The organism is Micromonospora sp. C41, from assembly GCF_018070485.1.
Lineage (GTDB): Bacteria > Actinomycetota > Actinomycetes > Mycobacteriales > Micromonosporaceae > Micromonospora > Micromonospora chalcea.
In genome coordinates, this window is record NZ_JAGPXP010000002.1 from 302263 (window position 1) to 321784 (window position 19522).

Below are 19522 nucleotides of genomic sequence, written 5' to 3' on the forward strand. Positions count from 1 at the left end.
CGGTCCTGTCGAAACGAATAGGGCCTATACGGAAACGGCGTCAAGGGACAAGATCGGACGGGTCGACGTGGACAGCACAGGGGGCAGGCATGCTGGACGACCTTCGCTACGAGCCGCCGGAGCAGCGCTTTGACTGGCTGACCGCAATCGGCCCGGCCTCATGCTTGGTGGTCGGGAATGTGGCGGACGATGTCCGGGACGACATTCTCGGCTTGGCGCCGGAGACGCGTGCCATCGGCTCCGGCCAGTTTGATCAACTCGTCCACCGTGGCACCTACGCCTTCCAACGCGCCGGCACCTGGCACGCGGTAGTGGTGGGCAGCGGCAAAGGACCAACCGCCCCCGCGAGTGGAAGGCGTCGCTACCTTGAGGATGACTGCCATCTTCTCGCAGCGACCTTTCTGTACACGGCGCTCTGGCCGGGCGCGGGCGCATTTGCCGGGCGCGCACTGTTCCAGGTAGGCGACATAGTGCGGGCCGAGGGCGCAGCGGGAGTCTTGGGACGGGTCAAGGGCATCACCCCGGTAGCCGGCAGCTACCAGTACCAGATCGACATACGGGGCGACATCAAACGGTTCAGCGAAGAAGCTCTCGTCCTGGAGGAGGGCGATCCGCGCGAGCCCAGCTTCTGGCTGGCACAGACGCCAGCCGGTGCAGAGGGACTGGCGCTGACGCTGACCTGGACGAAGCTACGACATCCTCTGACCGACACCCTGTATTCGTTCGCGTCGAGCAAGACTATTTTCCGGGCGTATCAGTTCAAGCCGGTCCTCAAAGTGGTCTCCACGTCTTCCGGCCGGCTACTGATCGCCGACGAAGTTGGACTGGGCAAGACGATCGAGGCCGGTTTGGTCTGGAATGAGTTGGAGCAACGGTCACGGCTCGACCGCGTCCTCATCGTCGCACCCGCCGTGCTCACGCTCAAGTGGAAGTCCGAGTTGCGTCGGCGATTCGACAGGTCGCTCGACATCGTGCAGCCGCGGGATCTGAGTGACTTCGCCGAGCGGCTGGCCGGAGGTGAGGATCCACCATTACGCGGCATCATCTCCCTGGAATCCCTGCGGGCGGCAAGCGATCTACTGGAACGACTCACCGAGCTGCATCCGCGCTTCGACCTCGTCATCGTCGATGAAGCACACTACCTCCGCAACAGCGGAAGCAAGTCGCACGCGCTGGGCCGGCTCCTGGCCGACTGGTCGGACTATCTGATCTTCTTGTCCGCCACGCCTCTGAACCTGGGCAACAACGATCTCTTCAACCTGATAAATCTCCTCGACGAAGTCAACTTCGCTGACCCAGCTACCTTCGAGCGCCAGCTCGAACCAAACCAGGTCCTCAACGCGGTCGCGCGCTCCCTGTTGGATGATGGGCGGCGGGAACCGCGGAAGCTGCTGAGCCAGCTGAACACCCTAGATGCGATGGAGTTCGGCTCATCCGTCACCGATCGGCCCGACTATGGGTTCCTGCGGCAACTGCTCGATGTCGAACGGCCGCTCAGTCACGCAGAGATCGCCCGTGCACGTCGGCTGCTCGCTGATCTAAATATGTTGGGGCGCGTACTCACCCGCACCCGCAAGGCGGATATCCCGGACCGGAAGGCGATCCGCGTGCCGCAAGCCATCAATGTGAGCTGGACAGATCAAGAACGCAGGTACTACGAGTCCGTCTACGCCTGGTACATGGCCCGGGCCTTGCAGATGAACACACCTCCAGGCTTCGCCATGCAGATGCCATTGCGCCAAGCGGCAAGCTGCATCCCCGCCTCGCAGGAGTTGATGCGGGAGCGGAATCCAAACTTGTTCAGCCAGGAGATCGACGACGCCGACGAGGATGTCGCAGCGGACGTCGCCGACCTCCTCCAGCTTCCAACGCTGGCGATACCGGTGCGGGTCGACACCAAGTACGACGAACTCCAGGCAAGGCTGCTGGACGTTCGTGAAGCGGGCCTGCAGCAGGTCATGATCTTCTCCTTCTTCCGGCGGACGCTCGCGTATCTCGCGCGGCGCCTGAGCGAGCACTTCACCGTTCGCGTCATGCACGGCGGCGTCGCGATGGCCGACCGGGAGCGGATCATGGATGAGTTTCGACGGGGGAAGTTCGAGATCCTGCTACTGAGCGAGGTGGGTTCCGAGGGTCTCGACTTCGAGTTCTGCAACGTGCTGGTCAACTACGACCTGCCGTGGAACCCGATGCGCGTTGAACAGCGCATCGGGCGACTCGACCGCTTCGGCCAAGAGCACGAGAAGATCTTCATCTTCAACATGAACGTTCCCGGCACGATCGAGACGGACATCTTTCAGCGGCTCTACGACCGGATCGGTGTCTTCGAACGATCCATCGGCGAGCTCGAGCCCATCCTTCGCGACGAGCTGGGTGGCATCACCAAACGGCTCCTGGATCCGCGGTTGAGCGCGGAGCAGCGGCAACGGGAGGCGGAGCGTGTTGGTGTCGCACTGCGCCTACGCGCGCAGGACACCGACGATCTACGCGCCGCGCAGGCGCACTTGGCCGGTCTGGACGGCCTGCTGGTCGAGGGCCTGACCGAGGATGGCCCAGACAACGGCCGGTTCATTGGCGCGGCGGAAATCCAGCGCATGCTGGATGAGCTCTTCAAGCGCACGGGTGGCCGCCGCACCAAGCCAGACAAGAACGGGGTCTTCAAGGTCATCGGTACAGCTCGGCTCGCCGAGCGATTGCGGTCCAGCAGGGTCAGTGAGGACGGCGGTAAGCACACGCGTCACGGACTGGCAGCACTGCTGCAGAACGGAACGCCGCTGCCCTGCACATTACGGCCCGACGTCGCCAGCAAGTCCGACGCGGAACTCCTGTCGGCACGGCATCCGCTGGTGAAACTGGCCCAGGAGATCCTCAGCGGAGAGACCCTGGCACTCCCCCGCTTCGGCGCGGTCCGGGTACCGGACATCCCGAAGGGCCGCCGGTACCTCGTCACGCTGGACTTGGCCGAGACAACCGGCCTCCACAAGCAGGTGGAGTTGTGGGCCACCGCGATCGATGTCGACACCGGCGAGCTACGTGACGAGGTCGGCAACCTGCTGCTGACCGCGCTTGCTGAGGGCCGTCTGGAGGATGCAACGGCCGCACCGCCGCCCAACCTCCAAAGGCTCTGGGAGCAGGCGCAACAGCACCTGGCGCTGCGGCACCGAGAGGTGGAAAGCATCCGAAGGCAGGAGAATACAGCTCTGGTGCAGGGCCGCATCCGAGCGCAACAGGGATCAGTGGACCTCGCGATCAGCAAGACCGAGGAACTGGTAGCGGGACTGCGTCGCGACGGTCGCGGCGCGAGCATCATCCGGCTGCATGAAGGCCGACTACGCAAGCTCAGGACACGCAAGGACGAGATCCGTCACGAGTTGGCGGCTCACCGGGAACTCGCCGTTTCACTCTCGGCGGTGGCCGTCGTACTCATCGAGTAGGCGGTGCCCACTCCTTTTCCATGTACCAAGGCGTGGGGGGAGTCGGGGAGTTCCGCTGTGCGCTCCGCAGGATAAGCTGAGCGTGGTCGCGGCCACGCATCACGGGCCACCGGTCGACTTTCATGTCGAGTCGCTTACCCGAACCGTCCCGGAGCAGGATCCGGCCATCACAGTAGAGCTTGAAGCTCATACTGCGCCCGAATGTCAGGCCGATGCCGTCCATAACCTGGTCGTCGAACTTCAGCCCGAGTGACTCGCCGGTCGTTGCACGCACGCGTAGCCGGCCTCTGCCGTGCTTCGGGCCGGGGAAGGCACGGTCGTGTCGCTCGTAGCCGAGGTTGGCCTGGCCAGACAGCACCTGCCAAGCCTCATAGAAAGGTGTGTGAGCGGCGTACAGGGTTTCCTGGCAGGTCTGGCCGTTCTCGTCCCACTCCACGATGAAGTCGAATCCAGGGCGGTGCAGATTGAGCCGGTCGTACCCAGAAGTGTCGGCCAGACCGGCAACGATCGCCTCATCGGCTTGGACGCCCGCCTCGTCGAAGACCTGCGCGTGGGGGAAAAGTGCGCCGACCCGACGCTCCACGTAAGGAATCCGGCTCATACCTCCCGCGAGCAGTACGTAGTCGACGTCGCGGATCAGTTCTGCCGGGCCCAATGCGCGTAACTGATCGGGAGAGCCAATTTCACGTTCGGTCAGCCGTGCGGCGCGCAGGGCTGCCCACACGAGGCGTTCGGCCTCGTCCATCTGTGGACGAAAGGCCTCTTCGAGCTGCTCTCGCGTGTAGGTCAGGACGGGAACAGCGCCAAGCTGACGGGACGGCAGAACGACACGGTGCTCTGCCAGTCGGGACAAGTTCACCTTTGCTTCGCGGGCTGCGCGCATCACCAAAGCGTCGAGCAGCTCGGGATGCCGACTCGCCGTGAGGTCGTACCCCTTGGCAGTGAGATCTTCGTACAGATCTCGCGCGATCGCATGGTCCAGCATGTCGCCGGCGTACTCCGCGCCGAGTGCGGTCAGTACGGAGATCTCGGGGTGAGGACCGCCCACGACGTCAAGGACAGCAATGTCCAACGTGCCGCCACCCATGTCGAACACGAGTAACCGGCCCTCCGGCTGCTCGCCATAGGCGAGGTAACGATGGCTGACCCAGGCGATGCCCGCGGCGATAGGCTCGTCGACCAAGACCGAACCGTCTGTCGGCAGCCCAGCCTTCTCCGCCAGTTCCAGCAGCCGATTCCGTTGCGCCCCGTCCCACATGGCGGGGCAGCCCAGCCGGAATTCGCGATCCTGATCCAGCGGCTCGCCGGCACGGGCCGCACGGACACCGATCTCCGCGAGGAGGGCGATCATGACCTCGTCTGCCGAGATCTCCAGGGTTCCGGCCGGCCCGAAAACGGCCACCCTGTCCTCGTTTCGAGTGATGGCCCGTTTGATGGATCGGATTACCTGGTCGCTGGGCAGTGCATCGGCATCCTCACCCACTACCAGCGTGTCGCCGCGATAGCCGGCGACCGAGGGGAACCATCTTGTGCTGTGGCCCAACGGTGCGATCTGAACCGGCCGACGGCCGGCTCGCGTCGCCACCAGCGAAGTAGACGTGCCGAAATCCACCCCGACGGCGTGGCCGTGGGCTCCCCCCATGCGCACTCCTAAGTCGTCACCAGCGCCTTGTCGATAAGCACGTCTTCACCCAGCGGCCGCCAGCGGTAGCCGGGCCGGATGACCTTAACCTCGGTTCCATCCTGGGGAACACCGACGATGGGGTCATGCGCAGTCGGATCAAAGGACACTTCGAAACCGACCTGCCCGATCGGCTCTAGCGCTTGCGCCATTGCCAGGGCGCGCACACGTTCGACAAGAACTCCTGGCTCGGTTTCCCCTGCGGCCAACTCCTCGACCTCGGCTGCCAGGGTCGCCAACGAACGAACAACATCGATCTGAATCTGCCGGTCCTGTGCAGTTCGTAGGGAGGCGCTCTCGCGGTGCTCCGCTCGGAGTGTCTCCTCCAGTTGGGCGCATCGGTCGGCGAGGGCAGTAGTACGGTTTTCGGCCGCTCGGGCCCGCTCTTCCGCCGCTTGGGCGGCTGCCTGTGCCTGCTCGACGTCGTGGCGCAGGGCCTGTATCCGCTGCTCCTGCGTCAGCGCCGCAGCCCAACCGGCAACGATGCGGTCGATCGCCGCGACCCGGCGGAGCGCGGCGGCCAGCACCTCGCCGGAAACGCCAGCCAAGAACTCGCTGGGCACGCCCATCAGGAACGCAAGCCGCCCGCGCGACTCGACTAGAGACAGTTCTCGCAGCATCAGCGGCCACAGGAATTCAGCGCATACCTCCGGTCGTGAGGTGACGGCGCCGAGTGGCCCGCTCGCACAGGCGACGAGTTCGTCGAGGCTGGCGCCGCTCCACCACGCGTCACTCAGCACACTCTTGCTGTGCACCTTACTCACGGTGGCAATAAGCGCGGCGCGGCCTCCATCGCGGGTGAATGGAAGCGGCGCCACGAGCGGTGCTAGACCTTCGAGGTCAATGCTGACTCGCTCGTCACGGGACAGGCTCCTCAAGAGTTGGCTCAGAACCAGTGCTACCGCTTCGAGCACCTGCCGTGCTTCGGACCCGCGCCCGAGCGCGACGGCATGCCCGATAGTGGCTAGCGAGGGAATCGCGGCGGTCGGCAGATCGACGCCGTCAGAGGCACGCCGCAGCAGGGCTTCTGCGGTCACGGAGAGGTCGGGATCCAGCACTGCCTGCGCTCCGACCTCAGCAGCAGCTGCCGCCAGCAGATCTGTCATCCTGCCGCCATCGAGGGAACGATCGGCGGCGGACGAAGATCGGGACGTTACGAGCAGTAACAGTTCAAGAGCAGCAGCGTCTTCGCGAGTGAGCGATTCGAGCAGGGCTTCGAGCTCCTCGCCGGTCAGCTTCTGCAAGCGTGCACCGACTGCTAGCGGCTTCGACAGGTAGTGCCGCAAAGGTTGGGACTCGTCCTCGCCCATCATCTGTGCAAGCCTCGCCGCCAGCGATGCCGGTGCTGTGCTGGATGCCGTCGTGCTGCCATCGATCGCTTCCGCCGGTACGGAGGAAGTAGATGATGCTTCCGGCTTCGCCGTTCCCCCGATCGCTTCGGCTGCCGGTACCGGTGCGTGCTGATCAGCTTCGGGCAGGATTCTGGTCAGTCCTGACCTGGATCTCGCCCTTTCAGCCTTTAGCTTCGACTGGAATATGGCGGCTACGCCCTTGCCGCTCACCGAGATCTCGTCGCTACTCGTGAGCGCCTGCTCGATGCGCCTCCAGCGCGGGCTGCCGCTGCCGATGTCGAGGCCCAGATCGGTCAGCTTTTCCCTGATCTGCTTGCGGGTGAGTCCCTTCTCGTTCTCCTGCAGCAGCCGCGTCACCGCGTCGAACGGGTTTGCCTCGAACGCGGCGACCGCCGACGCTCGGTCGCGGAGGAACGCAAGGCGGAGTGAGCCTTGGGGTGCCCCGGCGATCCGGCCACCAAGCCGGACGCTTTCCTCGGACCCGTCGTCCCAGCGAACGCGAAAGAGGCTGCCCTCCTTCGACAGAACCGTACCGATCCGGACCGGCTCGTCAGGCCGGTCGGGCTCACGCACCATCACCAATTCCGGCTGTTCCACGGCTGAGACTGTAGACGTCCGTGTGACCGGACGTCCGAGCGCGGTGGCGTTGCCGGGCGTCGCAACGGCACCGCGCAGATCGGCCCGTGATGCGACGAGCGGCGGCCGCTTGAGGCTGTCGCTGCCACGCCCTACGTAAGCATCATCAGCGTGTGCTCACCGTGGGTATCGTCAGGACGTGGTGGATTCGCCCAGCTCAGCCCGGCATACGGCCGCGTTGTTCCGGCAGTCCTCAAGTAGGTCGGGGTACCCGCCCACGCGGTTCAGATCCTCCGCGAGATCCTCGAATGCCTGCCGCGCCTGCCGGTAGTCGCCGGCCAGCAGGTGCAGGTTGGCGAGGTCGTACCGCAATGGAACCTGCTCCTCAACCGCCGTTCCGGCGGCGAGAACCCCCTTGATGAGTTCTGCCGCCTGCACGAACCGCTCCTGCTCGGCCAGCTCCCCGATCTGCGACCGCACATCCGCGAGCGTCCTCGTGGATGGCTGCGCCACCACGGATCCCGCGGAAGCAGCGGCGACCGGCTCGATGCCGCAGGCGTCCAGCAAAGCGACTCGGCCCTCGCCTGCGAAGGGAACAAGAAGCTGCCCGACTTCCCCGGCAGAGGCCGGCCGGTCGGACGGGTCCTTGGCCAGGAGGCAGAACAGGAGATGAGCCAGGTCGTCCGGGACGTCCGCCCGGTACTCGGTGACGATCGGGATCGGCGATCGCATGTGCCTGTGCAGCATCTCCAACGAGCTGCCGGCCTCGAACGGCGGCACACCGGTGAGCATCTCGAACAGGATGCACCCGAGCGCGTAGAGGTCTGCTGCCGGGCCCACCGGCGCACCCGCGGCCTGCTCAGGTGCGATGTAGGCGGGAGTGCCGAGGGTTTGACCGGTGGCGGTCAACCGGGACTGCTCGGCCGGCCCGAGTAGCGCGGCGACCCCGAAGTCCAGGACCTTGACCACCCCCGAGGGCGTGATCATTAGATTCTGCGGCTTCAGGTCGCGGTGTACGAGTGACGCGGCATGAGCGGTCTCCAGCACAGAGGTGACCTGCGCGGCGATCGATGCGGCCTCTGCCACCGGCAGCCGGTCGCGCTCCGCCACGAGATCCGCCAGCTGGTAACCACGGACGAGCTGCATGGCGATGTAAAGGTCGTCGTGGTGTCGGCCGAGGTCATGGATGACCGGCACGCCTGGATGGTCGAGACGGGCGGTCACCCGTGCCTCCCGCCTGAACCGCTTGACCGCGACCTCGCGCTCGTCCTCGGGCACTTCGCTCGTCCGAAGGAACTTGACCGCGACCGGCCGGTCGAGACGCTCGTCGTAGCCGGCCCAGACCTGGCCCATTCCCCCACGACCGATCGGATACGTCAGCTCGTAGCGATCAGCGATACGGTCCCCCGCCTGCACGTGCCGCCTCTCTCTAGTCGTACGTCGGCCCCGGCCTCACCACCGGCAGACTGTCACGTCGCCTCTCGTTGCACGAGACGAGAGGTGAGGAACGGGCTCGGAGTGCCGTGCCAGAACACCGCCAACTCGTCGCGGGGTCGGGTAGCGGCGACGAAGAGAAGGGACCGGTCGCGCTGGCGTTCCCGCTGGTACCGCTTCGGATCGCTGTCCCGGTACCGGCTGATCACCTGCCGGGGCACCAGACCGTCACTGACCCCGGCGATGATCATGCGCTGGTATTCGAGTCCCTTGAACCTGTGCATGGTGCCGACGTGGATGCCGTCCGGCTGCTTCGGGCCATCCGGGCCGATCTCGACAGCGGGCAGGCCTTCGGCTTCCACCCGGCTCAGCACGTCGGCCGCCAGTTCCCGGGTGGGGACGCAGATGGCCAGCGATCCGTCGACCGGGTTGCCCCAGGATCGCAGGTGCGTGACGATCAAGTCCTGCTCCTGCGTCCAGGTCGCGGCACCGTGGAACACCGGCCGGGCACCCCGCAGAAGGGAACGGTAGCCCGCCAGGTCCTCCTCGCCTCCGTCCAAGTCGTCGTATACCTCCCCGGTCATGATCTGGAGCGCGTCGGCGAGGATCTGCCTGGTGGTGCGATAGCTCAGCGTGAGACGGGACGACCGGCCGCGGATGTTGATGCCGAGGCTGCCGAGCGTGACGTGGTTGTCATAGATGCGCTGATGGGTGTCACCCGTGAGGAAGAGGTCATCGGGGCCAGGGGGCACCATGGCTCGCAGCATCTTCCAGTGCGCCGCGCTGAGGTCCTGAGCCTCGTCCACCACGACATGGCGGTAGCGAGGGCGCCGGAACCCACCGGACGACTCGCCGGACTCCGCCGCCCGGTCCATCTCCAGACGCGCTGCCCGCTGAGCCACCTGGCGCCAGGTCCAGACACCGCGGGCCTCCAACCAGGAGGTGAACCGCTCAGTCAGCTGCCAGATCTGATCCCGTTCCATCCGGGTGAGGCTGCGGCCCCGGTTGGGCCGGCGCGCTTTGAAGTACTCCGCGCGCGAATTCAGCACCTGCCCGAGGATCACCTGTGTCCACTCGGCGGCGAGAAAGTCCGCGTCCCAGCCGGAGGCGCTGGTCTCAAGCAGGAACTCACCCCAGAGGTCGGGCACCTGATTGTCGCTGACGACGTTACGGTTCGCGCCCGCCTTGGCCTCGGTAACGACGCGGCTGGCCAGCCGGTCGATGTTGGTGATGTCCACCCGGGCCACCAGTTCCTGACCGCCGAGTGCCAGAAGACGGGTCCTGAGATCGGCGGCGAGGTTGCGGTTGAAGGTGGTCAGCAGGATCGGTTTGTCGGTCCCCGGCGGCAAGTGCCGGGCAAGATGGGCCACCCGGTGCAGCGCGACGATGGTCTTGCCGGTGCCCGGGCCCCCACCGACGCGGGCCGGGCCGTTGTACCTGCGTTCGACAAGCTTCCGCTGCGTCGGGTGCAGGAAGATCTGCCAGCGCTCGAATGCCTCCCCGATGATCGCTTGCAGGGCCTCGTCGTCTGACGTCACCTGCGTCGCGGGGCGCTGCACGGCCGCCGCGAAGTCCTCCAGGTCCACCGGCTCGTCCGCGCGTACCGGCTCGGTGACCTGCTGGAGCACCTCCTCGTAGGGCTTGCCGTCGAAGAGCGCGAAGAGGACATCTGTCGTGAGCTGCGGCGCACGATCGAGCAGTTCGAGCAACTCGGCCTCGGTGGTGAGTTCCCGGATCTGCGGCAGCAGCGGCTCGGACACGCCCAGTTCCAGGAGCTGGGCGTCGCTGTAGGCGTCGAAGAGCGGCTTCTGCGTCGGCGTCGGTTCGGCTTCCGGCGGGACGACCCGGCCGACGATGCTGTCTCCCACCGGTGCCAGGTCGACGACTTCGATGCCACCGGTCACCCGGTTGATCCGGTACGCGTAGCGCGACAGGTCGTCGTACACCTCGCCCCGGTGCTTGACCGCGACGAGCAGATAGTCCCGGTCGGCGATGTGCAGCAGGAGCGCCCGGTAGTCACGGTTGACCCGGGCGGACATCAGTCGCGAGTCACCGTTGAGCGACTTCAGCTTCAGCCCGGGATTGTCCGGGTTGTTGCGGAACTTGTGCATGAACTCGTACACCGCGCCGATGTCGGCGCGGGTCAACTTCATGACCTCCTTGTCCGCGCGGTCCAGGATGCGCAGCATCGCTCCGGTGCTCATCAGACCTCTCCCCCACTCGTCGCCGCGAGCTGCGCCGCCAGTTCCTCGGCCGACCATTCCCGCGCGGTACGCGCATGCCAGCCCGCTTCCGTGTACGCCCGGTCGCGGTCCTCCGTCTCCGGGTCGTCGGGCGCGCCGGTCAGTACGACGGCGATCCGCCGCTCCGGCCAGGCCAGCTCGGCCGGCCATGCCTGATCACCCAGCTCGTAGCCGACGACCGGGACGGGCAGGTTCTGCCGCGCCAACTGCTGCACCAGCAATTCCAGCGTGCTCTCCTCGCGGTCCATGTAGCGCAGGACGTCCTGCCACGGCGACTCGTCCTCGACCGGTTCCGTCACGGTGCTCGGCGGCTGCGGCGCGGTACCCAACCAGGTGGCGGTCTCGTCGTCCAGTGGCAGAGCCCGCTGCGCCGACACAAGCCCGGTGCCCTCGGTAACGGCCAGCGACATCGGGTCGAACGAATCGAGCGCGGAGACCGCGAGCTGTCCCGCGTCACCCCCGGCGGGCGTGAGGAACTGGATGACGTTGCCCCAGGTGAGCCATGCGGCCCAGCGGGCCTTGTGTGCGCCGTCGGTTATCGCGCCCGGTAGATCGTTCACCAGGGCGAGCGCTGACCACGTAGGCAGCGGCTTGGTGCGGGCATCCATCACCACGGTCATCGGGCAGCCGGCGCTGTCCTGCGCACGGGCCACCATGATGTGCCGTGCCGCAGCGGCAGCGGGCAGGGGCTCGTCCCGGAGGGAAGCGACCACTCGTTGCGCGACACCACTGGAGTCGGTGGTGGACTTGTCCCGAGCCTGCTTCAACAGGCCCGTCAGAACAGCTTCCGCGCGCCGCTGCCACCGGATGAGGTCAGGCTCGGCGAGGAACCGCATCAGCTGTTCGATCGGATTGGTCCAGATGGTCTGTTCCAACTCGTCCGGGTCGGCCCCGGGCAGGAACTGCCGGTACCGCTCGCGGGCGGTCTGCTTGGAGACGCCGCCGTACGGCGTCCACCGGCCCGACCCGTCACCGCTTCCCCACGTCTTGACGTCGTCCCAGGTGGCGGCGAAGACGAGATAGCCGTGGGCACGCAGGCGCGCGCGCTTGTCAGCGTCGTCGGCCAGTCTGTTGTACTGCGGCGAGGCGTGGTACTTGAACCCGTCGAGGTAGACCGCCACTTCTGGGGACGGCGCGTCCAGGCGCGTGAAGTGCACGTCCGGCCGGGTGCCGCGGACGGTGTTCTGCAGCTTCATCTGCCAGTGTGTGACGCTCTGCCCGCCGTCACTGACGAATCGCAGGTCGGCGATCCGGGCGCCGTCGTGATCCCGCCGCCGGTCGATGCGCAACCCCGAGCCCGGTGTCTCGCCGAGGGCCAGCAGCTTGGTGAGGAACTGCAACTCCAGCTCGCTCTCCACCTGATGGATCAGCGAGATCTCGTCGGTGCGGGTGCCCTCCTCGACACCCCAGCTGTCGAGCAGCTTGTCGAGCATACCGAGCGCCTCGTCGCGGCTCATCAGCGCGAAGTGCTCGTTGCGGGCGTAGCGCAGCAGGCACCTGTGACATACCGGCTTCGCCTCGTTGCGGCACTCGCAGTCGGCGATCTGCCGGCGGGCCAGACGCAGGACGGCCCGGAACTCTTCGGGCTCGGCAAGGCGGTGCAGGTAGCCGGTGCCCTGCGGCTGGGTGTCGTAGACGACAACGAAGTTGCGGGTGCCGTCGCTCTGGCCGTCCGGCATAGTGGCAGAGACGGTCTGCAGGTGGGCGGGCTCGCCGCCGTACTGGGCCGCGATGCCGAGCCGGACCGCCGCCGCGAAGGACAGCAACCGCTCCTGCACCATCGCGGTCGCTGCCGGGATCAGGATGCGCAGCGCCTCGGTCTCCAGTTCGTGCGCCAGGACCAGGTCGACGTGCGTGTCCGGCCCGGCGGCGGACCGCCGGTACGGGCACCAGGGTCGGTGGTGTTCAGCCCCTTGGATGACCGTGGCACCTGAGGCCTGCGCGGCGAGCTGCTGGCCGGTCACCGGAGCTCCGTCAACGGTGGTGCCGCCACAGGACGTGCAGGTGTGGAACCTGTTGATCCGCACCTCCTCGCCGGCGAATAGTTCGGCAGCCCGGTCGTAGCGCTGGGCCCCGAGGTTGAAGTGGCGGATCACCGCGTGGCGGCTGTAGTCGACGCCGAAGGTGTCGTGCGCGTGCCGCCAGGACGATCCCACCTTGGCCGGGTCGATGTCGACGGCGACGGTGGTGGCGTAGAAGCGGCGGTCCCGGTCGTCGCTGTCGTCCCGGATGCGGGCGTCGTCGCGCTTGTCCCGGCTGTAGACCCGTTTCGGCTGCAGCACGTGGAACAACCGGCCGTGATCGGCGATGCCCCGGTCCGCGCAGCGCGGGCATGCGCTGGTGTCCTCCTTGGCCAGGTGGGTACGCACGTACCCGCACTGCGCGCAGATCCGCCACTGTTCGTATGTCGGCCGGTCGGGCGGGCCGACGTCGAGCCCGGAGATCTCGTGCTTGTAGCCCCGGACGTAGTAGCTGTTGCCGGGGGCGATCTCGACGAGGGCCGGACGGGCCGGGCGTGCGTACTCGCGCAGCTCGCTGTGGAACCGGCGGTCACCGTCGACCTGCTCCTCCCAGGTCAATGTCGCTTCGAGATCGGTACGGCTGTCGATGAGCGCGTAGTTCGGGAGCAGCCCGAACTCGACCAGCGTGCCGTGGGCGGCAGCGGCGCTCACATCGCGCAGCCGACGGCGGACAGCGGCTTCCTCCGCCTTCAGCATCCGGATCTCGCGGGCGTGATCGGGGTCGCTGGGTACGAGCGTGGCACGGGCCTTGGCGATCTCCCGGAGCCGACGTCGCAGGTCCGCCAACCGGAGCTCCCAGGTCTCGTCCGCCTCCTTGACCCGGTGGACGATCCCGTCGACGGCGAACTCCCGCAGTTCCTCGACGGCGGAGGTCATGATCTTGTTGCCGAAGAGCGCCAGGAAGCCCGTAACCAGGTCGACGCCGTCGCGCCGGGCCGCTTCCGCGAGGTTGGCGAGCCAACCGCTCGGGCCGAAGAGTACGTGCGCGCGGCGTGGCATGGGCAGCACTCCGGGCAGCCGGCCGCGCGCCGCCAGGTCGATCAGGTGCGCCAGGTACTGCCGGCGCAGGATCTCCACGGCGGACAGGAAGCAGCCGGGCGGCACGATCTGCCCGGCGATCATGTCTCTCGGCTCGGTCAGGTAGTAGCGGTCCCGCTCACTGCGGCCGACGAGCGTGAGCACGAGAGCGTTGCCGCTCTTCCGGCCGGCCCGGCCGGCCCGCTGTACGTAGTTCGCCGGTCCGTGCGGGAGCGACGCGAGCACCACCGCGGACAGGGCCCCGATGTCGATGCCCATTTCCAGGGTGGGCGTGCAGGACAGGACGTTCGGGTCGGTGTACCGCCTGCCGTCGCGGAACTGCTTCTCCACGTTCTCCCGCTGGGCGCGGGTGAGCATGCCGGTGTGCTCGCCGGTGACGACCCGGAAGACCGAGCTCTCCAGGTAGAGCCGCCGGTAGTAGTCGTCCGGCGCGGTGTCGTCGTGGGCGGCCCGCAGCAGGCCGCGGCAGCGGTACTGCCGGCAGGGCTGGCCGACCCATCCGGCCACCCGGTCCGGGTGTTCCGTCTGCTGCCAGTGGCAGGTGTCGCAGGCGACCCCCGCCTGTTTGGCGGCGTCGTCATCAAGCCGGGTGACGCGCAGGTGGCCGGGCGTCAGGCCGTACACCTGGTTGCCGTCCTCGGTGTCGCCGACCGCGACGATGCCGGCGGCGGCCAACGCCGGCATCAGGCTGGACAGGTAGGCGGCTGCCGCGGCGAGATCCATGCCGAGGCATCGCGAGGTCCAGTCCTGATACCAGTTGCCCCGAGCGGTGATCGCGTCGAACTCGGACTTCGACTTCGGCGTCGCGAGCAGGAAGGCGGGCGCGGACACGCCGCGCGGGAAGGCGGGCATGCCGGCAGGCCGGCCGCCCCACACCTGCCACCGGGTGCCGCCCCGCTTGAGGTATGGCACCAGCCACTCGTGGTAGATCGCGCCACGGGTGCGCAGCCGCTCCAGCAGGCCGCGGAGGAAGGCGAGGTAGCGGGCATCGTCCGCAGGCGTGCCACCGAGCTGCCCCGGGGCGGTCCTCTGCACGTCGCGACAGATCCCGGTGGCCTTCGCGGGATCGTCGAGGGCCACCTCGACGGCGACGCTGCGGGTCAGCTCCAGGGTGCGGCCCTGACGGGAACGCAGACCGGTCTCCATCACGGTGGCGAAGACGAGCCGCTCGCTGATCAGCGACCAGGTCTCTCGGGTGCCGTTGTGCTCACCGGCGAGCAGGCTGTCGACGTCCGGCCGATCGTGCAGGTCGGGTGGTACGACAGTGGAAAGGATCTCCGGTTCGGCGGCCTTCTCGATCATCTCGACGAAGAGGTCGTCCAGCCCCACCGACTGTCCGGGCCGCAGGCGGCTGGCGAGCAGCGAGCGCAGGGAGAAGGCGTACGACCGGTTGGCGACGAACCCGGCCCGGTGCGCGGCGTCCTGCACCGAGTCGTTGAACAGCAGCGTCTTCTTCTCGTGCTCGTCGAGCTCCCCGCCGGTGAACAGCTGGGTGATGGCCACCGAGGCGAGCGTGGCCAGCCCGGCGCCGAGGAAGCGGATGCCGTGGTCCATCGAGCAGGACGGGCAACGATCCTTCTCCGCTGCGTCGATCGCACCGAGGTCGCCGAGCACGACCAGCGCGTCGGCGGACCGCACCCGGTCGCGCTGCTCGTCGAACGGGCGGACCCGCCGGCCGTACTCCAGCACCAGCAGCCCTCCGGTGCGCTGCTGGATCTCGTCGTCGGTGGCGGCGATCAGCGCGCGGACCCGGCGCTTGTCCCGTCCGACACTGGCTCGGTAAATCTTGTCCGGATCGGTCTCCAGTTCCTGCGGGTCCTTCTCCGGCGACAGCGCCATCCAGCCGGACCGTCCGCAGTGCCGGCAGTAGACAGCCGGCAGGCGCGGGTAGCGGTTGTCGGCGATGACGACGTCGGCGTCCGGCACGTACGGGTCGATTTCCCGGGGCGGCTCGCCGTACCAGCCGAAGGCAGGCTGACGGGACGTGCCGCGCAGCAGCCGCGAGACGGACCGCACCCACAGGTGCGTCTCGATGTTGAGCAGCGGACGACCCGGTACCTCCGGGTTCTCAGCGAGCGACAGCAGGCCCACGAACCGGGCGATTGCCTTGGCGGTCACCTCCGGCCGCGTCTTCATGGCGCTGCCCCAGCCGGTGGCGTTCTTCCGGGGCAGCACGTCGATGATCTCTTCGAGCGTGCAAGGCCGGGCCTGGAGCGAGTCGAGCACCGCCTTGGTGAGCGGATGCCGGCGCAGCAGCTCCCCCAGGCGCGCCGGATCGTCGGCGCAGCGCTGGCCGACCACCAGCTCGGCGACCTCGGCCATGAGCCCCGGGTTCCGGTCGTCGACTGCGGCGAGCTGTTCCGGGGTGGGCAGGGGCAGCCCGAAGTCCTGGTGGTCCATGAATTCGCCGGGCTCGTAGCGGTCCTCACCGACGAGTGAATCGGCGTCGAAGGCCACGCCGAACACCTGCTCGGCGACCTCCCGGATGGCCGTACGGCCGTCCCGGCCACCACCCTCACCCAGGGTGGCGGAGGTGGCAACCGGGCAGATGCCACCCAGCGGACGGTCCGCCTCGGCCAGCCCGAGCGCGGCACCGAGCCGGCGCAGCAGCATCGCCACGTCCGTACCCTGGGCGCCGTCGTAGGTGTGGAACTCGTCCAGCACTACGTATGCCGGTTCCGCGCCCTCCCACAGCGGCAGGTCGTCACCGCGCTGGAGCAGCAGGTCCAGCATCTTGTAGTTGGTGATCAGAATGTCCGGCGGGGTCCGCCGCATCTCCGACCGCCTCGTCATCACGTGGCGGTACTCGATGGCCGCGACGTCCCCGATGTAGAGGCCGGCCGTGATCCCCGCCAGCGCTGGATCGGTCAGCAGATCGTTGATGCGCTGCGTCTGGTCGGTCGCCAGGGCGTTCATCGGGTAGAGCAGGATCGCCTTGACACCGGCCCGCCCCTGCTGGCGCTGCCGACGACAGTGGTCGAGCACCGGGATCAGAAACGACTCCGTCTTTCCCGAGCCGGTGCCGGTGGTGATCAGGGTCGGCTCGGCCGCCTTGCCCCGGGTCGAGAGCCGGGCGAAGGCCTTCGCCTGGTGCAGGTAGGGAGTGAAGTCGGCCGGCGCCCAGTCGAGGCACGCGCGCCAGTCACCCACCGCCGGGCGGAAGGGGGTGCGGATCCGCAGGTACGGCCCGCGGAAGATGCCCTGCTGCTGGTGAGAAAGGAAGCCTTCCAGGCCTTGGCGTACGCCGTCCTCGGTCAGACCGAAGGTCGTGGTCAGGTACTGGGTGAGGGTCTGGCGCAGGGTGTCGGCGGCGATCGTCGGTCTCATGAGCGGATCACCGCCGCATGCTACTTCACCCCTTACCGGGCTCTGACCTGCCGGATGGGCTGAACCACGCACAAGTCAGATTCGCGACAGGCAGTAGTCGGGAGCGCATCTTCGCATTCCTGCCCGCCAGCATCGATCACCTCGACGCGCGGGCAGGCTCGTTATGCGGCTGCCGGCTCCTCGCCTTCCCCGTCTTCGCTGGTGTCGAGACCAACCTCGCGTGCTAGTTCGGTGGCGGTCATCCGCTGGTCAGCTGCCGCCCGACCCGCATGGTCGAAGCGCACACCCTCGGCCTCCAACACGGTCCGTGGGTCGTCTCGGCGTTGAGGGTCGGGCCAGCGGAAGTCTGCCGAGATGGCGCCGTCGATCTTCAAGACTCGATGGGCGTTCGGAACCTGGACACTGGCGAGGCGTCCGGCAACCGCGCGGTGGAATACGCCGATCACCTCCGCGATGTCCGAGTAGCTGGTCCAGCGGCCGGCAGGAATGCTGGCAAGCGCCTGGTTCATCAGGGACCAGCGTGGGCTGGGTGGAGTCACCGCGGCCGATTCGTCGGGGCCCGGCCAAATGAGCAGGACTCGGTCAGCGAGGGCTCGGCCACGCGCGAGGATCTCCGTTCGACCCCACCGGGGCGAGTCAGCGATTTCACGATTCATCGCGAGTCCGCTGTCGCGGAGGATCTTCTTCTTGGCCTCGAATCCGTCGTTGGCCAGCTTGGGGTTGTACGCGGTCAGGCTGAGATTCCCGAGAGTGTGCACCAGAGAGCTGTGTAGTTCCTCGACCGTCTCGTCGGCCTCCAGGTCGGGAGCCAGCATCTCCCGCCACTCGTCCGTCAGGGACTGCGGCAACACGTGCTCGATGGTGACCTTCGCGGTGTCGAAGTTGATGGGCTCCTTGTGCTCGAAGTCCTCCTCAATGCAGCGCAGCACGTAGCTGCGCTGCGGACCGCGCCCCAGCCAGTAGAAGCTGTTCACCAGCACGGCTTCGCGGATGTACTGGTCGGTGGGGAACTTCTTCCGGACCCCTGAAAGCGCCCGCGTGATCGCTTTGGCCGAGGGGACCTGTTCTCCCAGGTCCTTGACCAGCGACATCAAGATTCGATTGGTGTTGGCACTGGCGATGCCCGCGATCATGCGACGGACCAGGTAGCTCTCGACGACCCGTAGTGCATCAGCGGCTTCGGCCGAGCTGAGGCGGCGCGCCTCGTGCGCCAGCAGGACATAGAGAGCGATGGGGTGGACCACTGCCGCACCCCAGCGGTCGAGCCGGTCCAACGCCCGCCGCAGGATCGGATCTGCGACTTCGCCCGGCTTCAGAATCTTGCGGAACAGGCGCGCTTTGTGGTGGAGATCGATGATCCACTCCTCGATCGCAGCCTCACCGGACAATTGGCCGAGGCGCAGCTGCTGCGACTGGTAAATCGCCTCCTGGGTGGCGCGGTCGTCCCCACGGAGCACCAGGTCCAGCCAGACCAGGTCCTCAAGCTGCTTATCCGTGAGCAACTCCTGAAGCGGCAGCCAATGCCGTTCGTAGACGTGGTCACCCCGAGCGGGCAGGCGCATGAAGAGGTAGTTTCGCAGCAGGTCTGCCTGGGTTAGCGGCTGGCCGGTGTAGTTGAGTGACTCGAAGATGCGGTGGACGTTGTCATCCGGGTGCGCGGCGATTTCCACGAGGCTCAACCTCGCCGCTACCGCCTGCTCGATCCGAATCAGATCATGGTCATCGTCCGGGTCGTCGGCTTGGACGAGCGCGGCCCGAAAAAAGCGATAGGCCTCGCCGATCCGATCCTCACCACCAGCACCAGGGTCCCTTTCCACGAGCGCCAACCACGCCGCTCGGTCGGCCTTCGTGGGTAGAAGCGTGTATCGCTCCATCCCCGACGCATACTTGTTGAACAGGTACATGTCGTCGATCTTGGCCGCTAGCTGCGCATCGGACTCTTGAACGTGATCCCGAATCGCACACAGCAGAATACTCAGTGTCGTCAACCGTTGTTGCCCGTCCACGACGAGCCAGCTCTGCACGCCGGTCGGCGTGTTAGCCGGACTCGGCGCGAGGACCACCGAACCGAGGAAGTGTGTGGCGTTGTCACTCACCTCCGTCACCCGCATCACGTCAGCCCAAACCTGTGCGAGATCTTTGCGCTTCCAGCTGTAGCGGCGCTGGTAGAGCGGTACGACATACTGCTTCTCGCCTTGCAGCAGGTTTCGGACGGTCGTCTCGTTCGCCTTCAAGTAATCTCCCCGGGGACGATGCAGCTCAGCCGCGCGGGCGCGGAAGCCGTGCCCAGTACTGCTACCGGTCCATTCCGGATGGTGTCAATGAGACTGTAGGAATATCGGCTGTTCGACCTCGTCGCCGAAATCGCCACGAGCGCCGATACGGGTAGCCGCTTCCCCCTCCGTAGCGTCCCGAC

At 67.0% G+C, this 19522-nt stretch carries 7 protein-coding genes; 1 reads left to right on the forward strand and 6 read right to left on the reverse strand.

All coding sequences use genetic code 11. From position 1 onward, the window contains the following. Nucleotides 1-89 precede the first annotated feature (89 nt). Nucleotides 90-3434 carry a helicase-related protein gene (locus KBX43_RS03655; RefSeq protein ID WP_210883080.1) on the forward strand — a complete coding sequence of 1115 codons (3345 nt, stop codon included), beginning with the start codon at nt 90-92 and terminating at the stop codon, nt 3432-3434. Here KBX43_RS03655 and KBX43_RS03660 read toward each other — a convergent pair. The 6 genes from KBX43_RS03660 to KBX43_RS03685 all read right to left on the reverse strand — a co-directional run bounded on the left by KBX43_RS03660 (nt 3424) and on the right by KBX43_RS03685 (nt 19340). Next, nucleotides 3424-5076, reverse strand: a complete 1653-nt coding sequence (locus tag KBX43_RS03660; protein WP_210883082.1) for an Hsp70 family protein — start codon at nt 5074-5076, stop codon at nt 3424-3426. The genes KBX43_RS03655 and KBX43_RS03660 overlap by 11 nt on opposite strands. An 8-nt stretch (nt 5077-5084) precedes the next feature. After that, nucleotides 5085-7064, reverse strand: a complete 1980-nt coding sequence (locus tag KBX43_RS03665) for a hypothetical protein (protein WP_210883084.1) — start codon at nt 7062-7064, stop codon at nt 5085-5087. Nucleotides 7065-7235: 171 nt separating this feature from the next. Then, the gene (locus KBX43_RS03670; RefSeq protein WP_210883086.1) at nt 7236-8459 is read right to left on the reverse strand and encodes a serine/threonine-protein kinase; all 1224 of its coding nucleotides are present in this window, start codon (nt 8457-8459) and stop codon (nt 7236-7238) included. A 53-nt stretch (nt 8460-8512) separates the two neighbouring features. Further along, on the reverse strand, nt 8513-10681 hold the full coding sequence (locus KBX43_RS03675; protein WP_210883088.1) for a UvrD-helicase domain-containing protein: 2169 nt from the start codon (nt 10679-10681) through the stop codon (nt 8513-8515). Continuing rightward, on the reverse strand, nt 10681-17106 hold the full coding sequence (locus KBX43_RS03680; protein ID WP_210883102.1) for a DEAD/DEAH box helicase: 6426 nt from the start codon (nt 17104-17106) through the stop codon (nt 10681-10683). Before KBX43_RS03680 ends, KBX43_RS03675 begins: the two co-directional genes overlap by 1 nt. Before the next feature lie 161 nt (nt 17107-17267). Further along, the gene (locus tag KBX43_RS03685; RefSeq protein WP_069089725.1) at nt 17268-19340 is read right to left on the reverse strand and encodes a DUF262 domain-containing protein; all 2073 of its coding nucleotides are present in this window, start codon (nt 19338-19340) and stop codon (nt 17268-17270) included. Nucleotides 19341-19522 lie beyond the last annotated feature (182 nt).

Excerpts from the sequence above, each read along its gene's own strand:
- KBX43_RS03655 (WP_210883080.1), top strand. The coding sequence starts at position 90 with ATGCTGGACGACCTTCGCTACGAGCCGCCGGAGCAGCGCTTTGACTGG.
- KBX43_RS03660 (WP_210883082.1), bottom strand. The coding sequence starts at position 5,076 with ATGGGGGGAGCCCACGGCCACGCCGTCGGGGTGGATTTCGGCACGTCT.
- KBX43_RS03675 (WP_210883088.1), bottom strand. The coding sequence starts at position 10,681 with ATGAGCACCGGAGCGATGCTGCGCATCCTGGACCGCGCGGACAAGGAG.
- KBX43_RS03680 (WP_210883102.1), bottom strand. The coding sequence starts at position 17,106 with ATGAGACCGACGATCGCCGCCGACACCCTGCGCCAGACCCTCACCCAG.